We start from the raw sequence: 16,254 nt of genomic DNA on the forward strand, positions 1-16,254 counted from the left end.
AGGAAGCGGAGTCTATGAGCGGTAAATGAGCATTCCGCATGTCTTTTTCAACGAAGCATCACCGAGCGCAGACTCTTTTCGTACAGAGCCCAGGCTTGCCCTCCCCCGCCCCGGAACACCTATCATGCCGCCGCTGATCGCCACCTTCGCCGAACTCAAGGATTACTGGCGCCTGGAGGTGCTGGACGCACCCGGCAAGCCCTTGCGACTCAAGCGTCTGCTCCGGCGCGTCACCGCGGGAGAGAGTCCGAGCTTCCTGTTCTGGTATCGCCTGGCGCAATTCCTGTACTGCCGCCCGCGCGGCCTGCTCAACTACCGCAAGCTGGCGGAGCGGATCAATCGCCGGCTGATCCGTCGGCACAATATCGAGATCCTGCTGGGCGCCCGTATCGGCCCCGGGCTGCGCCTGCCCCATCGCATGGGTATCTGCGTGTCGAATCTGGCGGTGATCGGCCGCAACGTGATGATCCGCCAGCACACCACCATCGGCATCAAGAGCGACAATCCGGCGCAACTGGTCGGCATCTTCATTGGCGACAATGTCAGCCTTGGCGCCCACGTCTGCATCGTCGGCGACCACCTGACCATCGGCGACAACGTGGTGGTCGGCGCCGGCGCCCTGGTGATGCGCGACATCCCCGCCGACAGCCTCTACTACAGTCGCCACGAGGCGGTGATCCGTCCGCTGCCGGGCGCTACGCCCGGGGATGGCGCCCGCTGAGGATGGTCCGCAGCATCTGCGGCAGCACGCTGTACAGATACGGCCGATTGCCCAGCAGCTGCCGCCCCAGGTAGCGCAGCACCTTGCCGCGCGAGGCGCCCTTGTAGTGCAGGCGCAGCAGCAGGGCGACATAGAACTTCTCGATGTCGCGAAAGCGCCGCTGGGCCGGAGTTTCCGCTTCCAGTTCGGACAGCGAATGATCGAGGATGCCCGCGCAGCGCAGCGCCACCGGCTCGTCCCGCGCCAGCGCCTGTACCCGCAGGAAAAAGGAGACGTCGACGCCATAGAGGGCGAAGCGCTCGTCGAAGACATCGCCGTAGCGAGCCGCGATACGCGCGGCCAGGCCCTGCGTCAGGCACAGGCCCGAACTGATGGTCACGGTGGCCTGGGGATCCAGGGACCCTTCCGCGGTCACCACCGCCTTGTACTGGTGGGGATAGCGGATGGTGCCCGCCCCCAGCACCAGGGGTACCAGCAACTCGGCGCCCTGGCCAAGCGCCTGCAGAAAGCGCCCGTCCACCACGGTGTCCTGGTCGAAGATCACCAGGCGCTCGGCGCCCAGCCGCAGTGCCTGGTTGTAGACCCGACTCAGGGGCGGATTGCCGAGGTCTTCCTCGATCAGGACCGTCGTCCAACCCGGGGCTGCCAGCAGCGCCTGGCGCTCCGCGTCCTCCAGCGTCCGGGGGCCGTTGTTCCAGACCAGCAGGGCGCTGTCGGCCGGCAGGCTGGCCGGGGGCTGGGCCAGCAGGCTGTCGAGGGTGGGCGACTCCGCGGGATGCAAGCCATAGAGGACAACGAGAAAGAGCGTTCGCATGGACTTCCCTGGGGATCGCGGCCTAGCCGCGCACCCGCTTGCGCAGATAGTCGAGGGCCGCGCCAGCTTCGTCGGCCAGGTGCGGACGCGGCAGGTCGTTGGGCCAGATGCCTTCGGCGAAGGCCTGGCGATCGCCGCCGCCGAGACGCTCGCTCAGCGCCCGCTCCCACCAGACGTGGCGACAGGCACGGGCATAGCTGTCCTGGGGCGCCAGGCAGCCATAGAGCAGCTTGCGCCCCAGGCTCGCCCGCTGCTTGTCCAGACCGGCCAGCTGCCACTTCACCCGCAACCGGGTCCAGACATCTGGCAGCGGCTTGGTCAGGGGCACCTCCTGCCAGTGCTGCTGCAGCGCCGGCGAAAAGTCCTCGCCATAGCGCTCGAAGAAGTGCGCCAGCATGAAGTGCAGAAAGCGCTTTTCCGCGTAGTAGTGGCGCACGGGGCCGCGCGCCTCGCCGATGGCCAGATCCGCCAGGCTGAACGACAGGGCGATCTGCTCCAAGGTATGGACCTCCTCGTCGTGGCCATGCCAGTCGTCGATCAGGGCGATGGCCTGCTCGACCCGCGGCAGATGGACCCGCGCCAGACCACAGACGCCGCTGTTGTAGAGCCGGGTCTCTTCCGCCGGCTCCTGGCCACGCGCGGCCAGGGCTGCTGCGAAGCGGGCGAATTCCGGGCGGGTACGGGCCTTGCGCCAGGACCACTCCTCGATGTCCAGCAGCCCGCGTCCGCTGTCGATGCCGTCAAACAACGACGCCAGCGGCGCCTGGACCACGGTGTCGCTGTCCAGGAACAGGGTCCTGTCGGCCCGCGGCAAGGCCCAGGCGATGGCGCAGGCCTTGCTGCGGTGCAGATAGCCGTGCTGCCCCTGCCACTCCCTGAGCGTCGCGGCCTCGATGGCCACTACTTCCGCCGGCCAGCCGCGATAGTCCTGCGGCCGATCGGTCAGGATACGGAGGGCGATGTCCTGGCCCTGCCGCCAGTGCAGGGCGCTGAGCAGGCTGAACTTCAGCTCCTGCCGATAGGCCTGGGCACCGCCGTAGACGAAATACAGGAGTTGGCGTGTGGGGCGCATGTAAAGCTGCCGGCAAAAATCTGATTCTAGCAACAAGCGGCCGGATAGGTCGCAGGGGTCACTTCACAGCCTGCCACCTTCGGGTAACATGCACGCCCTGACGTTGACGGGTCCTGCATGAAGCCTCTCGAACATTCGCGCTATCTCGAACTGCGCGACGCCGCCCAGGTAGTGGAAGCCGATCACCATGGCGACAAGGTCCTGCGCCTCACCGATGGCAGCTATCTCAAGCTCTTTCGCCGCAAGCGGCTGCTGACCTCGGCGGCGCTGTTTCCCTATGCCCAGCGCTTTGCCGACAACGCCCGCCAACTGGCCGAGCTCGGCATTCCCTGTCCGCAGGTGCTGGAGGTCTATCGCGCCGCCTCGCTGCAGCGCGATCTGGTGCACTACAGCCCGCTGCCGGGCGCCACCCTGCGCCAGCTGCGCACCTCGGACGAGGCCGCGGCGCTGCGCCCCGCCCTGGGTCGCTTCATAGCCGAATTGCACGACAGTGGCGTCTACTTCCGCTCGCTGCACCTGGGCAACGTGGTGCTGACGCCAGAAGGCGAACTGGGCCTGATCGACATCGCCGATCTGCGCTGTCATGCGCGGCGTCTGCCGCTGCGCCTGCGGGTGCGCAACTTCCATCACCTGCTGCGCTACGGCGAAGATCGCGACTGGCTGTTCGAACCCGGTCGCGAACCCTTCCTCAGGGCCTATGCCGAAGCCTGCCGCCAGCCCCTGGACTGGCGCGAGCTCGACCGGCAGCTGCAGGACTAGATCAGGACTGGACCGGCACCGCCTGTCCCAGCGCCAGCTTGCGCCGGCGCTGCACCTCGGCGCCGACGATCATCGCCGCGGGCAACAGCACCAGCGGCCACAACTCGTCCGGATTGCCGATCAGCTTGGCGCCGTCGAAATTGAGCATCAGCAGGGCCACGGCCAGATAGAGTCCCCAGGGATCGCGCTGGCGCAGAGCCGCGCCCAGGCTGGCCAGCATCAGCACGCCGAAGATCAGCAGCGACACCAGGCCGGTGTAGATGCCGAAGGAGACGAAGATGTTGTGCGGGTGCTGGATGGCCTCGGTGCCATGCAGCAGGTCGTGACTCTGGTAACCCAGGCCGCAGCCCAGCCACCAGCCGCAGGACTCCCAGTCCTTGATCATGAAGTGGAACAGCTCGATGCGTCCGGAATCCGCCCGGCCCCAGAAGGCGACGAACCAGGCTTCGGTATGCACCACCTGGACCACTCCGGCGATCAGGGCACTGACCAGGACGACCAGCGCCAGGGTGCGCAGCGGAAAGCGCGGAAAGGCGAAGAGCACGCCGAGGGCGGCGAGAAAGCCGATGCCCACCAGGCCGGTACGGGTCTGCAGGGCGAAGGAGATGCCGACGATGCTGACCACCACCGCCGCCAGCAACTCGATCCAGCGCCGCTCGCGGATCCAGGTGGGCGCGGCCAGGCCGCCCAGGCAGACCATCCAGATGCTCACATAGATGGGATTGGAGATGCGTCCCGGCAAATGGATGACCCGCTGGCCGACCGCATAGTGGCCGGTGAGCCAGAACACCAGGCTGGAACCCACGGCATAGGCGCAGACGACCCAGAACGCCAGGCGCACGAAGCCGGGGCGGCGGAAGAAATCGCCATCCACCAGGCAGGCCACGGTCAGCACGAACAGCAGCACATAGAGAATATGCTTGAAGAACTGTCCCTCTTCGGCCCGTGCCCCCGGCACGATGAACCAGGCGAGAAACACCAGCCAGAGCAGCAGCAGCGGCGAGCGCCAGTCGATCAGCCGCGGCCGCAGCACGAAGAGGATCAGCGCCGGCAGGGCGATCGCCGCATAGAAGTAGCTGTTGATCCACTTGGCCGTGGGGATGCACAGGTAGGCGGCCATGAACACCAGCACCGCCAGGGTGAAATAACGACTCTGCTGCACGCGATCGAGCAAGGGTGTCACCACAACAGGGCTCCCAGGAGTGCGCCGACCAGGAAGGCCAGTGCCAGTTTGATGCGTTCCATCCGCCGGCGCTTCTGCTTGTCGTTGCGGTCCTTGTCGCTGACCACGTGCTGGCCGAAGCCGGTATGCAGCACGGCATCGTTTTCCAGGATCAGCGCGTGGCGCTGGGCGTCGGCATAGCGCCGGGACAGCTCCTTCTCGCCGCTCAGGTCGCCATAGGGGGCGTGTAACAGATAGTCGGCACGCCGGCGCAGACCGGGATTGAAGGAAAAACCCTGCCATTCGGGCTTGTGCGAGCCGACTTCGTAAAAGGCGATACCGGCATGCACCTGCCGCGACTTGAGATAGACGTAGGGGCTGTGGATCGCCAGGTCATGGGCATGGCTGCGCAGCCAGACCTGCAGCGCCTGGGGATCGGCCTCCAGCAGCGCCTGGGAGTCCTCGATGAAGCCCGGGCGATAGAAGGCCCAGTCGTCTTCGCAGTGGAAGATCCAGCTGGTCTCGACCCGGGCATAGGCGGCGTCGACACTGCGCATCTGGCCAAGCTTGGGATTGTTGACGATGAACTCGGTGTGTTCGCGCCAATGGGCGGGGATGCAGTCCCGTACCGCCTCGTCACCGGAATCTTCGGTGATGAAGACGCGGCGGATGGGCGCGGTGTTGAATTCGTCGAAGGTCGCCAGCGTCTGCCGCAGCAGGTCGAAGCGCCCGCAACTGGTGACGACCACGGAGATGTCGCTGTCAGCGGAAAACTGCACGTTCTACCCTTTCTGCCAGTTGAGTCGAAAGCCGGACCTCGGGCAGCGCATCAGCGTCCCAGCCTGCCGAGCAGGCGGTGCAGGAACCCCGGAGCGACTGCCGGTCGCAGCGCTGGGGTTATAGCCGAAACGATGCGCTCACCCAAGTGGCCGAAAGCGAAAGAGTGACGCGCCAGGGCCTCTCCAGCCCTGGCGATGGCCGCGGCGTGCGCCGGATCGCCGCGCAGCCGGGCGAGTTTCTCGCGCAACTCGTCCAGCGAGCGATAGAGCACCACGTTGACGCCATCCGCAAAACCCAGGGCGCGGTTCTCCTCTTCACCCTGATCGAAGGTGAAGAGCACGCAGCCGCAGGCCATGGCCTCGAAGTTCTTGATCATGTATTCGCCCATGCCGACATCGGCGCCAACGAAGTAGCGGATGCGGTTGAGGGTATGCAGGTATTCGTCGCCCGAGCGGGTCTTGGTGATCAGCAGCGGCTCGACCTTGGCCAGGTCTTCCAGCAATTGCTTGCGCCCGCTGTAGGCCACGCTGCCGAGGCTGCCGACGAAGCCCAGTTCGATGTCGCGCTCGACACCCAGGTCGCGCAGGCGGCTGTCGTCATAGCCCTTGGGCACGAAGTGGGCGTCTACCCCCTCCTCCTGCAGCCGCCGCGCCACGCCGGCACCGGAGACCAGCACCCGGACGTGGGGCATGGTCTGGTAGTAGCGACTGAACTTGCCGGTGTACTTGCAGGGGATGAAATTCTGGTAGGCGTCGTGTTCCAGCTCCACCAGATTGGGCAGGCTGCGGATGAACGAGACCTGTTTGAGCTGCTTCTTGAATCTTAGGAACAGCAGGATGCGGTCGTATTGCTCGGGCTGGGGCACGGCGCGGCGGAAATAGCCGCGCAGGTCGGCCTGTTCCTCGTCACTCAGCCAGCGCAGGTCGCAATCGCAGTGGGCGGCGATGCTGGCATAGAAATGGTCCAGCAGGATGCGTTGCTCCTTCTGGACCAGGAACAGGACTTTCACGGCGCCGGGGCCTTAAAGGCGGCGACCATGGGCAAACGCCAGAAGTCGCGGCGCACGGCCTCATCGGAGAAGCGTTCGGCCAGGCGCTCGCGCATGTGCTGCACGCAGGCGCGTCGCTGGCTCGGTGCCAGCCGACCCAGGTGCTGCAGCCCCTGGCCGAGGGCTTCGGCATCGCCCAGGGGAAAGAGGAAGCCGACGCCTTCGACGATCTCCCGGGCGCCGCCGCAGGAGGTGGCGATCAGCGGCACGCCGGCGGCCATGGCTTCCAGCAGGACCATGCCGAAGGGCTCGTGATCGGAACTCAGGGCAAAGACGTCGAAGGCCTTGAAGTAGCGCCGGGCGCCTTCCACCTGGCCGAGGAACAGTACCCGGTCGGCGATGGCCAGTTCGCGGGCCAGGTCCTTGAGGTCGTCTTCCAGGCGGCCCTTGCCGAGAATCGCCAGCAGGGCATTGGCCGGCAGATTCGGCAAAGCGGCGGCGAAGCCGCGCAACAGAGTGGCCTGGTCCTTGTCCGGATGCAGGCGGCCGACGTTGCCGACGATCCAGGCCTCCTGGGGCAGCTTGAGCTCGGCGCGGGCCTGATCGGCCGGCAGCAGCTCACGTTCCACCGCCTCGACATCCAGGCGGTTGTAGAGGGTCTCGATACGCTCAGCCGGCCAGTCCTTGAGGCGCTGGCGGATCTCGTCGCGTACCGCGTCGGAGACTGCCAGGAGCGTCAGGCGCTTGCTCATCAGCTTGGCGAACAGCCGCCGACCGAGCCGGTCGTAGTCGCCAAAGGCGTGGTGTACGCCGATCACCGGCAAATTGGTGGCCAGGCAGGCGATCCAGATCGGCTTGAATCTATGGGCGATGACGAAGCGGATGCCCCGCGAGCGGACGATCTCGCGCAGCGCCTGGATGGCGCCGAGCTTGAGTCCGCGCACGTCCCGGGAGGAGTACTCCAGGAACAGCACCTCGTCGCTGCCGCAGCCGGCCGCCACCTCGGCGTCGGCGGTGCCGGTGAGAAAGACGGTGGTGACGCGATAGCCGCTGCCCGCGAAGAGGCTGGCGGTCTGGCGGGCGCAGTCGAGGAAGGGACCGTCGTAGCCGTGACAGAACTGCAGCACCCGCGGTTCGGCGGAACGCGTCATAGGCCAGCCCCCTCCTTGACCACCAGGATGTCTTCCATGATCAGGTACTGCAGATCCGAGCCGAAGAACATGTTCAGGGCGTCGGTGGGCGAGCAGACCATGGGTTCACCGCGGCGGTTGAGCGAGGTGTTGAGGGAGACGCCGTTGCCGGTGAGCTTTTCCAGCTCGACCATGAGGTCGTACCAGCGCGGATTGTGCCGGCGCTCCAGCACCTGGGCGCGGGAGGTGCCGTCTTCGTGGACCACCTCGGGTACCCGGCTCTTCCATTCCTCGTTGACCTCGAAGGTAAAGGTCATGAAGGGCGAGGGATGGTCGACCTTGAGCATCTGCGGCGCCACGGTGTCGAGCATGGACGGGCAGAACGGCCGCCAGCGCTCGCGGAACTTGATCTGGGCGTTGATGCGATCGGCCACGCCCGGCACGCTGGGGCAGCCGATGATGGAGCGACCGCCCAGGGCGCGCGGACCGAATTCCAGGCGACCCTGGAACCAGGCCACCGGATTGCCGGCCACCATGATCTCGGCGATGCGCTGGGGCATGTCGTCGATCCGCTCCCACTTGGGTGCGTTGGGATGGCGGGCGCAGGCGGCGATGACGTCTTCGTTGCTGTAGCCGGGGCCGAGATAGACGTGCTCCATCTTCTCCACCGGTACGCCGCGGGCATGGGAGACGTAGGCGGCGGCGCCGACGGCGGTACCGGCATCGCCCGAAGCCGGCTGGACGAACAGCTCCTTGACCTCGGGACGGGCGATGATCTTCTGGTTGAGCTTGACGTTGAGCGCACAGCCGCCGGCAAAGGCGATTTTCCCGGTCTGGCGGATGATGTCGCCCAGGTAGTAGTCCATCATCTCCAGCGCCAGCTTCTCGAACAGTGCCTGCATGCTGGCGGCATAGTGGATGTAGGGATCGTCGGCGATGTCGCCTTCCCGCTTGGGCCCCAGCCACTCGATCAGCTTGGGCGAGAAGTAGTAGCCCTTGCCCTTTTCCTTGTAGCGGCGGAAGCCGATGACGTTGGCGTAGTCGGTGTTGATGATCAGCTCGCCGTTCTCGAATTTCGCCAGGCGCGAGAAATCGTACTTGCTGGCATCGCCATAGGGCGCCATGCCCATGACCTTGAATTCGCCGTCGAGCATCTCGAAGCCGAGGAATTCGGTGAGGGCGCCATAGAGGCCACCCAGGGAGTCCGGGTCGTAGAACTCCTTGATCTTGTGGATCTTGCCGTTCTCGCCGTAGCCGAAGAAGGTGGTGGCGTACTCGCCCTTGCCGTCGATGCCGAGGATCGCGGTCTTTTCGCTGAAGCCCGAGCAGTGATAGGCACTGGAGGCGTGGGCCAGATGGTGCTCGACGGCCTCCAGCTTGACCTTCTTGAGGTCGAAGCCGAGCTGCACCAGGCACCACTCGATGCGCTTCTGGTAGCGGTGATAGCGGCGATTGCCGAACAGGATGGCGTCCAGGGCGCGATCCGGTGCGTAGGCATAGCGTTTGGCGTAGTGCCAGCGGGCTTCGCCGAAGAGACTGATGGGCGCATAGGGGATGGCCACCACGTCGACATCGGCGGGGCTGATCCCGGCCTGTTCCAGGCAGAACTTGGCCGACTCGTAGGGCATGCGATTCTTGGCATGCTTGTCGCGCACGAAGCGTTCTTCTTCCACCGCGGCGATCAGCTTGCCGTCGATATAGAGCGCGGCGGAGGGATCGTGGCTGAGGGCGCCGGACAGGCCAAGGACGGTCAGGGACACAGGTAAAGCCTCTGTACAGGGCGAAGCCAGGGGAGTTCGCCGGGGTTTCGCGAGGCCGCTGCAGGCCCGCCTCGCCTCAAAAACGGCGAATTATAGCCGTTCAGGCAGGCCACGGGTAATGGCCGCACGCCGGAGCGGGGCCTAGCGCACGGCGATTCAGCCCCGGTACAGATGGCGGGTCGGCGATCAGGCCGGCGGCAGGCGCTCGTCGAGCAGTCGATGCAGGGCGCTGTCGGCCGGCCAGTTGCGCAGTAGCCGGGCGCGGTCGCGGGCATAGGCGCTGGCATAGGCGCGGTCGCTGGCATGGGCCTGGAAGGCGTCGAGGTCGATCACCAGCCAGCGACCTTCATGCCAGATCAGGTTGGTGCCCTTGAAATCGCCATGGCCGAGGCGCTCGCGACGCAGGGCTTCCACAAGCGCCAGCAGGGCCTCCAGCTCGGCCACCGGCGGCGCGGCATCCACATAGGGCGCGAAGCGCTCCAGCAGATTGGGCCCGTCGACGAAGGGCGTCACCAGATAGGCCCGCCCGCGCAGGCCGAGAAAGCGGCGCTCGCGCACGGCCAGGGGCTCGGGGGTGGGAATACCAAGGAAGCGCAGCCGGTGCCCTTCGCGCCAGCTGTGCCAGGCCCGGCTCGGCCGCCAGAAGCGCGTCAGCCAGTGGCCGAAGCCCTTGATGTTGTATCGCTTGAGCACCAGGTCCTGACCCTGCCACTGCAGCCGGGCCACGGTGGCGGCGCCGCCGTCCTTGAAGGTCGGCAGACCGGCCAGGGCCGCATCGGGATCGGCCAGCAGGCCTTCCAGGCGATTCAGCCAGGTGCGCCGCACGGCGATCAGGCCAAAGGCGCTGCGGGTGACGGCGAACAGGGTGCACTCCCGGCCGCTCTTCTTGAGGTAGTCGGCCAGGCGCCAGCGACGAATCTCGGCGGTGCGCGCCAGCAGGGCCTCCAGGCGCAGGGCGTGTTCGGCATTGACCAGCAGGTAGTGGATCAGCAGCTCTTCCAGCTGGGCATCCAGGGTTGCAGGCAGCTGGGCGAAGAACACCGCCAGATTCTCCTGCACCTGGGCCTGGGACAGCGGCTGGCCGACCGTTTCGGCCTGGATGTCCGCCGCGTCTATGACCAGGGCGGCGCCGTCCTTGACCAGCAGGTTGTCCAGGTGCAGATCGGCCTGCCAGAGGCCCTGGGCGTGCAACCGCGCCAGGGTGGCGAGGGCCGCGCCGAGCAGGTCGTTCTGCGCGGGAGACAGGGGCGGCTCGCCAGCGATCCGCTGCCAGAGGTGCTCGACGCTGGGCGCCGCCTCGATGAAGTCGAACAGCAACCAGGCGCCCTGCCCGCTCGCCTCGCCGCTGTCCAGCAGCGCGGGGGTCGCCGCCGCGGCTGCCGCCAGCAGGCGACAGCCCTCACGCTCGCGGGCGAATTGCCGACTCGCGCGCTCGCCGACCAGTAGCTTGGCCAGCACTCGCCGGCCCTGCCAGCGGGCCTCGCCGACATAGCGCTGACCGGGCAGCACCCTGAGCAGCGACAGCAGTTCCAACTCGCCACTGGGCAGTTCGATACGCAACGGCAGGGTCAGCGCACGACCGGCCTTGGTCAGTTGCTCCAGGGTCATGCCTTGCGCTCCTTGTGGCGGCGACGCCCGGCCAGACGCCGACTCCAGTCGCGCACGGCGACGCTGTCCAGCGGCTGGTCCAGATAACTCGCCAGCAGGCGGGCGATGTCCTGCTCGCTCCATTGCGGCGCGCGGCGCAGCAGGGGTTCGAGATCGCGCAGACGATCGCGCCGGCCGAACAGCAGCGGCCGGGTCTTTTCCAGATCGATCAGCCGCGCGGCCAGGCCTTCGCCCTGACGCTGCAGGAACAGATGCTTGGGATAGAAGCAGCCGTGCACCTGGCCGGCGCCATGCAGCTGGCGCGCCAGTTCGCCGACGGCGACCAGCACCGCCTGGCGCTCCTCGGGGGCCAGGTGCGCCCAGACGCGCAGCCAGCTGTCGAGGTCGCGCCAGTCATCCAGCGCTCGGGTCAGCAAGATGGCACGCCAGCCCTGGTCATCGCGGCGCTCGCCGTAATAGGCCAGCTCCAGCGCTGGGATGCCGCGCTCGGCGTAGCGGCGGATATTGCGACTCTCGCGGGCGAAGGTCGGCTCGCCCAGCGGGCGGGCCAGGGTGCGGGTCAGGTAGTCGCGCTGGCGCTTGAGGTAGTAGCCATGACCGTTAACGTCAAGGCGAAACACCTGACTGAAACCGCCGCGTCCCTGGTTGGGTTCGTCCACCGCGGTCAGCTCCAGCGCCCACAGCGCCGCGAAGCTGTCCAGGCCCTGGCCGGCCAGCACGGCCCGATCCTCGGCCGCCCATACCTCGTTCATTCCCGCCCCTTGAAATAGTCCAGCACCTCGCGGATGCGCCCCTTGTCGTTGTCGCTGAGGCGCGCGCGACCTCGGTATTGCAGATAGAACCTGAGGCGCTGGGTGCGTGACAGCTGGTACTTGGCCACCTTGTCCAGGCAGGCCAGGTCCTTGACGATGCGCCAGCGCAGCCAGTGGCCGACCCAGAAGGCGCCAGCCGGGCAGTCGATGAGATAGAGCACGCCCTGGCCATCCACCAGCAGGTTGCGCCACTTGAGATCGTTGTGGACGAAATGGTGATCGTGCAGGGTACGGGTCGCCGCGGCCAGCTGACGACTGACCTTGTCCACCCAGACCCGGTCGCGCAGCCGCGGATCCTCGCGCCGGGCCAGTTCGGCGAGATCCAGGGTATCGGGAATCTCGCGGGTGATCATGGCGCCGCGGGTGAACCCCCGGGGAGAGCGCTCCATCCCCCAGGCCACCACCGGCGCGGTAGCTATGCCCCACTTGGCGAAACGCTTGAGATTCTGCCACTCGGCCTTGACCCGCGGCCGCCCGACATAGCGCCGCAGCCCCTTGCCGGCGCCATGGTAGCGCTTGACGTAGTAGCGGATGCCGTCGCGCTCGATGCGTACCACTTCCGACAGCGGATCGCTGGTCAGGCGTTCGCCGGTCAGGGCGAACACCGCGTCCAGGGTCGCGAATTCGGGCAGGTGGGCGACGCTGGAATCGATGCGCCAGTCAGCCATCAGAGGCGGTCCCCGTAGCGTTCCTTGCGCTCCAGCAAGGCGGCGGCCTTGCGTTCCAGCCGCGCCAGCAGCGGCGCCTCGTCGCGCAGGATCTCGCGCAGCGGCCGCTGGAAGTAGCCCTGCAGGAAGCGCAGGAAGTCACGTCGCGTCAAGCCGATGCCCAGGGCGGAGAAATACAGCCCGGCCAGGTCCTTGTCGCGCCAGCGCCGGGGCACCTGGGCGCGGCACTGGGCGCGGTGCAGGTCGATCAGCCAGAGTCGCAGATTGGCCACGGTGACCGGCTGGGCGGTGTCGAGCAGGAAATGGCAGATGTAGCAGTCGCGATGGTTGACACCGGCCCGGTGCATCGCCCCGGTCATGCGCGCCACCTCGGCGATCAGCGCCCGCTTGAGCAGGGGCTCGGGGGGCTGGCGGACCCAGTCGAGGCTGAAGTCTTCGAGGCTGACGGTGGGCGCCAGCTCCTCGGTGATGATGAAGGAGTGCTGGGTCGCCGGATTGACGCCGCGCTCGCCAAAGGCCACCGCGGTCATGGTCGGCACGCCGACCTGATGCAGGCGTTCGATGGCCTGCCATTCCTGGCGCGCACCCAGCACCGGCTGCTTGGCCTGCAGCAGATTCTTGGCGATCTCGCCCCAGCCGATGCCGCGGTGGATCTTGACGAAGTAGCCACGACCGGCCACCTCGGTGCGCAGGGTGCGGCGTCCGTCCAGCTCGCGATAGACCTGGCCCTGCAGGGCCTCCACGGCGACGAAGGGATCCTGGCCGGCCCAGCGGCTGGCGAAGGGCTCACGCAATTCCAGGGTCATGCCACCCCCAGGATGACATCGGCGGCGCGCTCAGGCAGCGAATAGAGATCGGCGCTGTCAGCGAAGGCCAGGCCGTTGCGACCCTGCACCGCGCGGCGCTCGGGATCGGCCAGCAGTTCGGCCAGCATCCGGTCCAGGGTCTCCTGGGCAAAGGGCGACGGCACCACCGCGCCGGCGCGGGCCTCGTCGATGTAGTGGGCATAGCCGCAGACGTCGGTGACCAGCACCGGCAGCCCGGCGACCAGCGCCTCCAGCAGCACGGTACCGGTGTTCTCGTTATAGGCCGGATGGATCAAGAGATCGGCGCCGAGCAGGAAGCGCGGGATGTCGCTGCGGCCCTTGAGGATCTGGACGCGATCGCTCACGCCCAGGGCCTTGGCCTGCAGCAGGAAGGGCTTGGGATCGTCCTGGCCGATGGCGAAGAGTCGAGTGCGGCGGCGCAGCTCCTTGGGCAAGGACGCCAGGGCCCGCAGGCTGCGATCCAGGCCCTTGGTCTTGAAGCCGGAGCCGATCTGCACCAGCAGCAGCTCGCCCTCTTCCAGCTCGAATTCACGGCGGAAGTCGGCGCGGATCTCGGCGGCATTGGCCGGCGCACGGCGATCGGCGGCGATGCCCGGCGGCAAGAGGTGGAAGCGCGGTGCAGGCGTCCCATAGTGCTTGACGAACAACGGCTGCTGCACCTCGGAGATCATCAGGATCTCGGTCGGCGACTCGGGGGCGAACACCGCGCGTTCGTATTCGGCGAAATGGCGATAGCGGCCCCACTGGCGATAGAGCGGATTGCGCAGGGTCTGGGCCTTGTCCTCGAAGCAGGGATCGGCGGCGTAGTAGACGTCCAGCCCCGGCATCTTGTTGAAGCCGATCACCCGATCCACCGGATCGCGGGCGAGGTCGGCCTCCAGCCAGGCGTGGAATTTCTCGTTGCGCCGGTGATTGAACAGGGCGCTGACCCTGGCCACCCGCACGTCGAAGCCCTCCGGCACCGGGCCTTCCCAGATCAGGGTGTAAACGCGGATGGCATGGCCCCGGCGCTGGCACTCCTGGGCGATGCGCAGGAAGTCCCGCTGCAGGCCGCCAAAGGGAAAGTACTTGTAGAGCACGAAAGCCAGGGTCATGCGGGGAGGTCTTCCAACAGCAGGGTTTCCAGTTCCAGTTCGACCCGCTCCGGGGTCAGGGCGGCCAGACTCGCGGCGGGCTGATCGCGCGGCTCGTCGGTGCCATCCAGGCCCACGGCACTCAGGTGCACCTGGGCGCGGCCATAGGCGCCGACCTTTTTCGGACTGGTCGGGCCATAGAGCGAGACGGTGGGTACATCCAGGGCGGCCGCCAAGTGACCCAGCCCGGTATCCACCGCCACGCAGGCCCGGGCGCCGGCCAGCACCTTGGCCACCCCGGCGAGATTCAGGCGCGGCAGCACCTGGACGCCATCCAGGCCGTCGGCGATGCGTTCGGCACGGGCATGTTCCGCCTCGTTGCCCCACAGCAGTCGCACCGGCCAGTCCAGTTGGCTCATGCGCTCGGCCAATTCGCGCCAGTGCGCTTCGGGCCAGTGCTTGCTGACCCAGGTGGTGCCGTGCAGGAACACTACATAGGGCGTCTCGTTGGGGCCGGCCAGACGTTGCCGATCCAGGCCGTAATCACCCACGCCCGCCGGCAGCGGATAGTCCAGGGCCTGGGCGAACAGCTGGCGGATCCGCTCCAGGGCGTGCTGCCCCTTGGCGACGTGATAGCGCTCGTCATAGAAGCGGCTGGCCAGGGGCTCGCGCGCGGAATTGCGGTCGAGACCGGCGACCGGCGCCTCGGCGTAACGGGTCAGCCAGGCGCTCTTGAGCAGGCCCTGGGCATCGATCACCCGGTCATAGCGCTGCTCGCGCACGCGACTCTTGAATTCGCCCCACTCGCCACTGGCCCAGGCGGAAAAGGGCTGCTTGCGCCAGCGGCGCAGGGCCACCGGAATCACCTGGCTCACAGCCGGGTGCCAGGCGGGAATCTCGGCGAAGCCCTCCTCCACCACCCAGTCGAAGCAGATGCCGGGAATGGCCCGGGCCGCATCTGTCAGGGCCGGCAGGGTATGGATGACATCGCCGAGGGAGGAGGTCTTGATCAGCAGCACGCGCATCTAGCCCACCTCGATCGGATCGGCGACCAGGCGGCCAAGCGCCTCCTGCACCAGGCTCGGCTGCAGCAGGCGCAGGCAATCGTAATGGCCGAAGCGGCAGGTACGGTCGAAGCAGGGACTGCACTCCAGCCCCAGGCGCACCACCTCGACCTGGCTGGCCAGCGGCGGCGTGAAGCCCGGCGAGGTGGAGCCATAGACCGCCACCAGCGGGCGATCCAGGGCAGCGGCCACGTGCATCAGACCGGAATCGTTGCTGATGACCGCACCGGCACAGGAAAGCAGGTCGATGGCCTCGGCCAGGGAGGTACGCCCGGCGAGGTTGTAGACATCCTCTTCGAAGCCGGGGGTGACCCATTCGCGGATCTCCTCGCCACCCGGGGCATCCTTCTGCGAACCGAACAGCCAGACCTGCCAGCCCTGGCGCAGCCGGGCATCGGCCACGGCGGCGTAGTGCTCGGCCGGCCAGCGCTTGGCCTCGCCGAATTCGGCGCCCGGGCAGAGCGCCAGCACCGGCCGGTCCAGGCTCAGGCCGAAGCGCTCCAGGGCGGCGTCACGGCTGGCCGGGTCGATGGCCAGCCGTGGCTTGGGATAGGGTTTGGGCAACTCCGCACCGGGCGCGTAAGCAAGCGCCATGAAGCGCTCGATCATCAGCGGATAGCGCGCCTTGTCGAGGGTGCGGATGTCGTTGAGCAGGCCAAATCTCATCTCGCCGCGCCAACCGGTACGCTTGGGGATGCCGGCGAAATAGGGCACCAGCGCCGACTTCAGCGAATTAGGCAAGAGGATCGCCTGGTCATAGCGACCACGCAGCTGCTGGCCGATGCGCCGGCGGGTGGCCAGCTCGAAGGCGCCATGGCCGAGGGGAAAGCTCAGGGCTTCGCGCACCTCGGGCATGCGCTCGAGCAGCGGGCGACTCCACTCGGGGGCGAGGACGTCGATCTGGCAGTCGGGGTGCTGGCGCTTGAGACAGACGAAGAGGGTCTGCGCCATCACCATGTCGCCGACCCAACTGGGTCCGATGATCAGAATATTCATGCTGGAAGGCGATCGGCACC

16 protein-coding genes are annotated in these 16,254 nt (G+C 67.2%); 2 read left to right on the forward strand and 14 right to left on the reverse strand.

Annotated features, from left to right (window positions below):
- The first annotated feature begins 124 nt into the window (after positions 1-124).
- A complete protein-coding gene (locus BMZ43_RS12050) occupies positions 125-721 on the forward strand; it encodes a serine acetyltransferase (RefSeq protein WP_093253863.1) in 597 nt (198 codons plus the stop codon).
- Here the strand turns inward: BMZ43_RS12050 and BMZ43_RS12055 are convergent.
- Positions 696-1,535, reverse strand: coding sequence for a glycosyltransferase family protein (locus BMZ43_RS12055; protein WP_093253867.1), 840 nt, complete (start codon positions 1,533-1,535; stop codon positions 696-698). The genes BMZ43_RS12050 and BMZ43_RS12055 overlap by 26 nt on opposite strands.
- Positions 1,536-1,557: 22 nt before the next feature.
- Complete coding sequence (locus tag BMZ43_RS12060; RefSeq protein ID WP_093253871.1) at positions 1,558-2,607, reverse strand: hypothetical protein; 1,050 nt, start codon at positions 2,605-2,607, stop codon at positions 1,558-1,560.
- Positions 2,608-2,724: 117 nt separating this feature from the next.
- Here BMZ43_RS12060 and BMZ43_RS12065 point away from each other — a divergent pair, with 117 nt between their 5' ends.
- Positions 2,725-3,366, forward strand: coding sequence for a lipopolysaccharide kinase InaA family protein (locus BMZ43_RS12065; protein WP_064307359.1), 642 nt, complete (start codon positions 2,725-2,727; stop codon positions 3,364-3,366).
- Between the two features lies 1 nt (position 3,367).
- Here BMZ43_RS12065 and BMZ43_RS12070 read toward each other — a convergent pair whose 3' ends face one another.
- The 12 genes from BMZ43_RS12070 to waaF all read right to left on the reverse strand — a co-directional run bounded on the left by BMZ43_RS12070 (position 3,368) and on the right by waaF (position 16,234).
- Positions 3,368-4,540, reverse strand: a complete 1,173-nt coding sequence (locus tag BMZ43_RS12070; protein WP_064307360.1) for an O-antigen ligase family protein — start codon at positions 4,538-4,540, stop codon at positions 3,368-3,370.
- A 5-nt stretch (positions 4,541-4,545) separates the two neighbouring features.
- Entirely contained in the window at positions 4,546-5,307 is a 762-nt protein-coding gene (locus tag BMZ43_RS12075; protein WP_017640113.1) for a glycosyltransferase family 2 protein, read from the reverse strand.
- 50 nt (positions 5,308-5,357) lie between these two features.
- Positions 5,358-6,317 carry a glycosyltransferase family protein gene (locus BMZ43_RS12080; RefSeq protein WP_093253876.1) on the reverse strand — a complete coding sequence of 320 codons (960 nt, stop codon included), beginning with the start codon at positions 6,315-6,317 and terminating at the stop codon, positions 5,358-5,360.
- A complete protein-coding gene (locus BMZ43_RS12085; RefSeq protein WP_093253880.1) occupies positions 6,314-7,447 on the reverse strand; it encodes a glycosyltransferase in 1,134 nt (377 codons plus the stop codon). The genes BMZ43_RS12080 and BMZ43_RS12085 overlap by 4 nt, the downstream gene beginning before the upstream one ends.
- Positions 7,444-9,186, reverse strand: coding sequence for a carbamoyltransferase family protein (locus tag BMZ43_RS12090; protein WP_093253884.1), 1,743 nt, complete (start codon positions 9,184-9,186; stop codon positions 7,444-7,446). The genes BMZ43_RS12085 and BMZ43_RS12090 overlap by 4 nt, the downstream gene beginning before the upstream one ends.
- Positions 9,187-9,372: 186 nt before the next feature.
- Complete coding sequence (locus tag BMZ43_RS12095; protein ID WP_093253887.1) at positions 9,373-10,794, reverse strand: lipopolysaccharide kinase InaA family protein; 1,422 nt, start codon at positions 10,792-10,794, stop codon at positions 9,373-9,375.
- Complete coding sequence (locus BMZ43_RS12100; protein WP_064307365.1) at positions 10,791-11,546, reverse strand: lipopolysaccharide kinase InaA family protein; 756 nt, start codon at positions 11,544-11,546, stop codon at positions 10,791-10,793. Before BMZ43_RS12100 ends, BMZ43_RS12095 begins: the two co-directional genes overlap by 4 nt.
- Complete coding sequence (locus BMZ43_RS12105; RefSeq protein WP_017640107.1) at positions 11,543-12,274, reverse strand: lipopolysaccharide kinase InaA family protein; 732 nt, start codon at positions 12,272-12,274, stop codon at positions 11,543-11,545. Before BMZ43_RS12105 ends, BMZ43_RS12100 begins: the two co-directional genes overlap by 4 nt.
- Positions 12,274-13,080 carry a lipopolysaccharide core heptose(I) kinase RfaP gene (gene rfaP, locus BMZ43_RS12110; protein WP_093253890.1) on the reverse strand — a complete coding sequence of 269 codons (807 nt, stop codon included), beginning with the start codon at positions 13,078-13,080 and terminating at the stop codon, positions 12,274-12,276. Before rfaP ends, BMZ43_RS12105 begins: the two co-directional genes overlap by 1 nt.
- Entirely contained in the window at positions 13,077-14,195 is a 1,119-nt protein-coding gene (locus BMZ43_RS12115; RefSeq protein ID WP_093253893.1) for a glycosyltransferase family 4 protein, read from the reverse strand. Before BMZ43_RS12115 ends, rfaP begins: the two co-directional genes overlap by 4 nt.
- Positions 14,192-15,199 carry a lipopolysaccharide heptosyltransferase I gene (gene waaC / locus BMZ43_RS12120; RefSeq protein WP_017640104.1) on the reverse strand — a complete coding sequence of 336 codons (1,008 nt, stop codon included), beginning with the start codon at positions 15,197-15,199 and terminating at the stop codon, positions 14,192-14,194. Before waaC ends, BMZ43_RS12115 begins: the two co-directional genes overlap by 4 nt.
- Positions 15,200-16,234, reverse strand: a complete 1,035-nt coding sequence (waaF, locus tag BMZ43_RS12125) for a lipopolysaccharide heptosyltransferase II (protein ID WP_093253896.1) — start codon at positions 16,232-16,234, stop codon at positions 15,200-15,202.
- Between the last annotated feature and the right edge of the window lie 20 nt (positions 16,235-16,254).

The organism is Pseudomonas sp. Snoq117.2 (assembly GCF_900110545.1).
Lineage (GTDB): Bacteria > Pseudomonadota > Gammaproteobacteria > Pseudomonadales > Pseudomonadaceae > Chryseomonas > Chryseomonas benzopyrenica.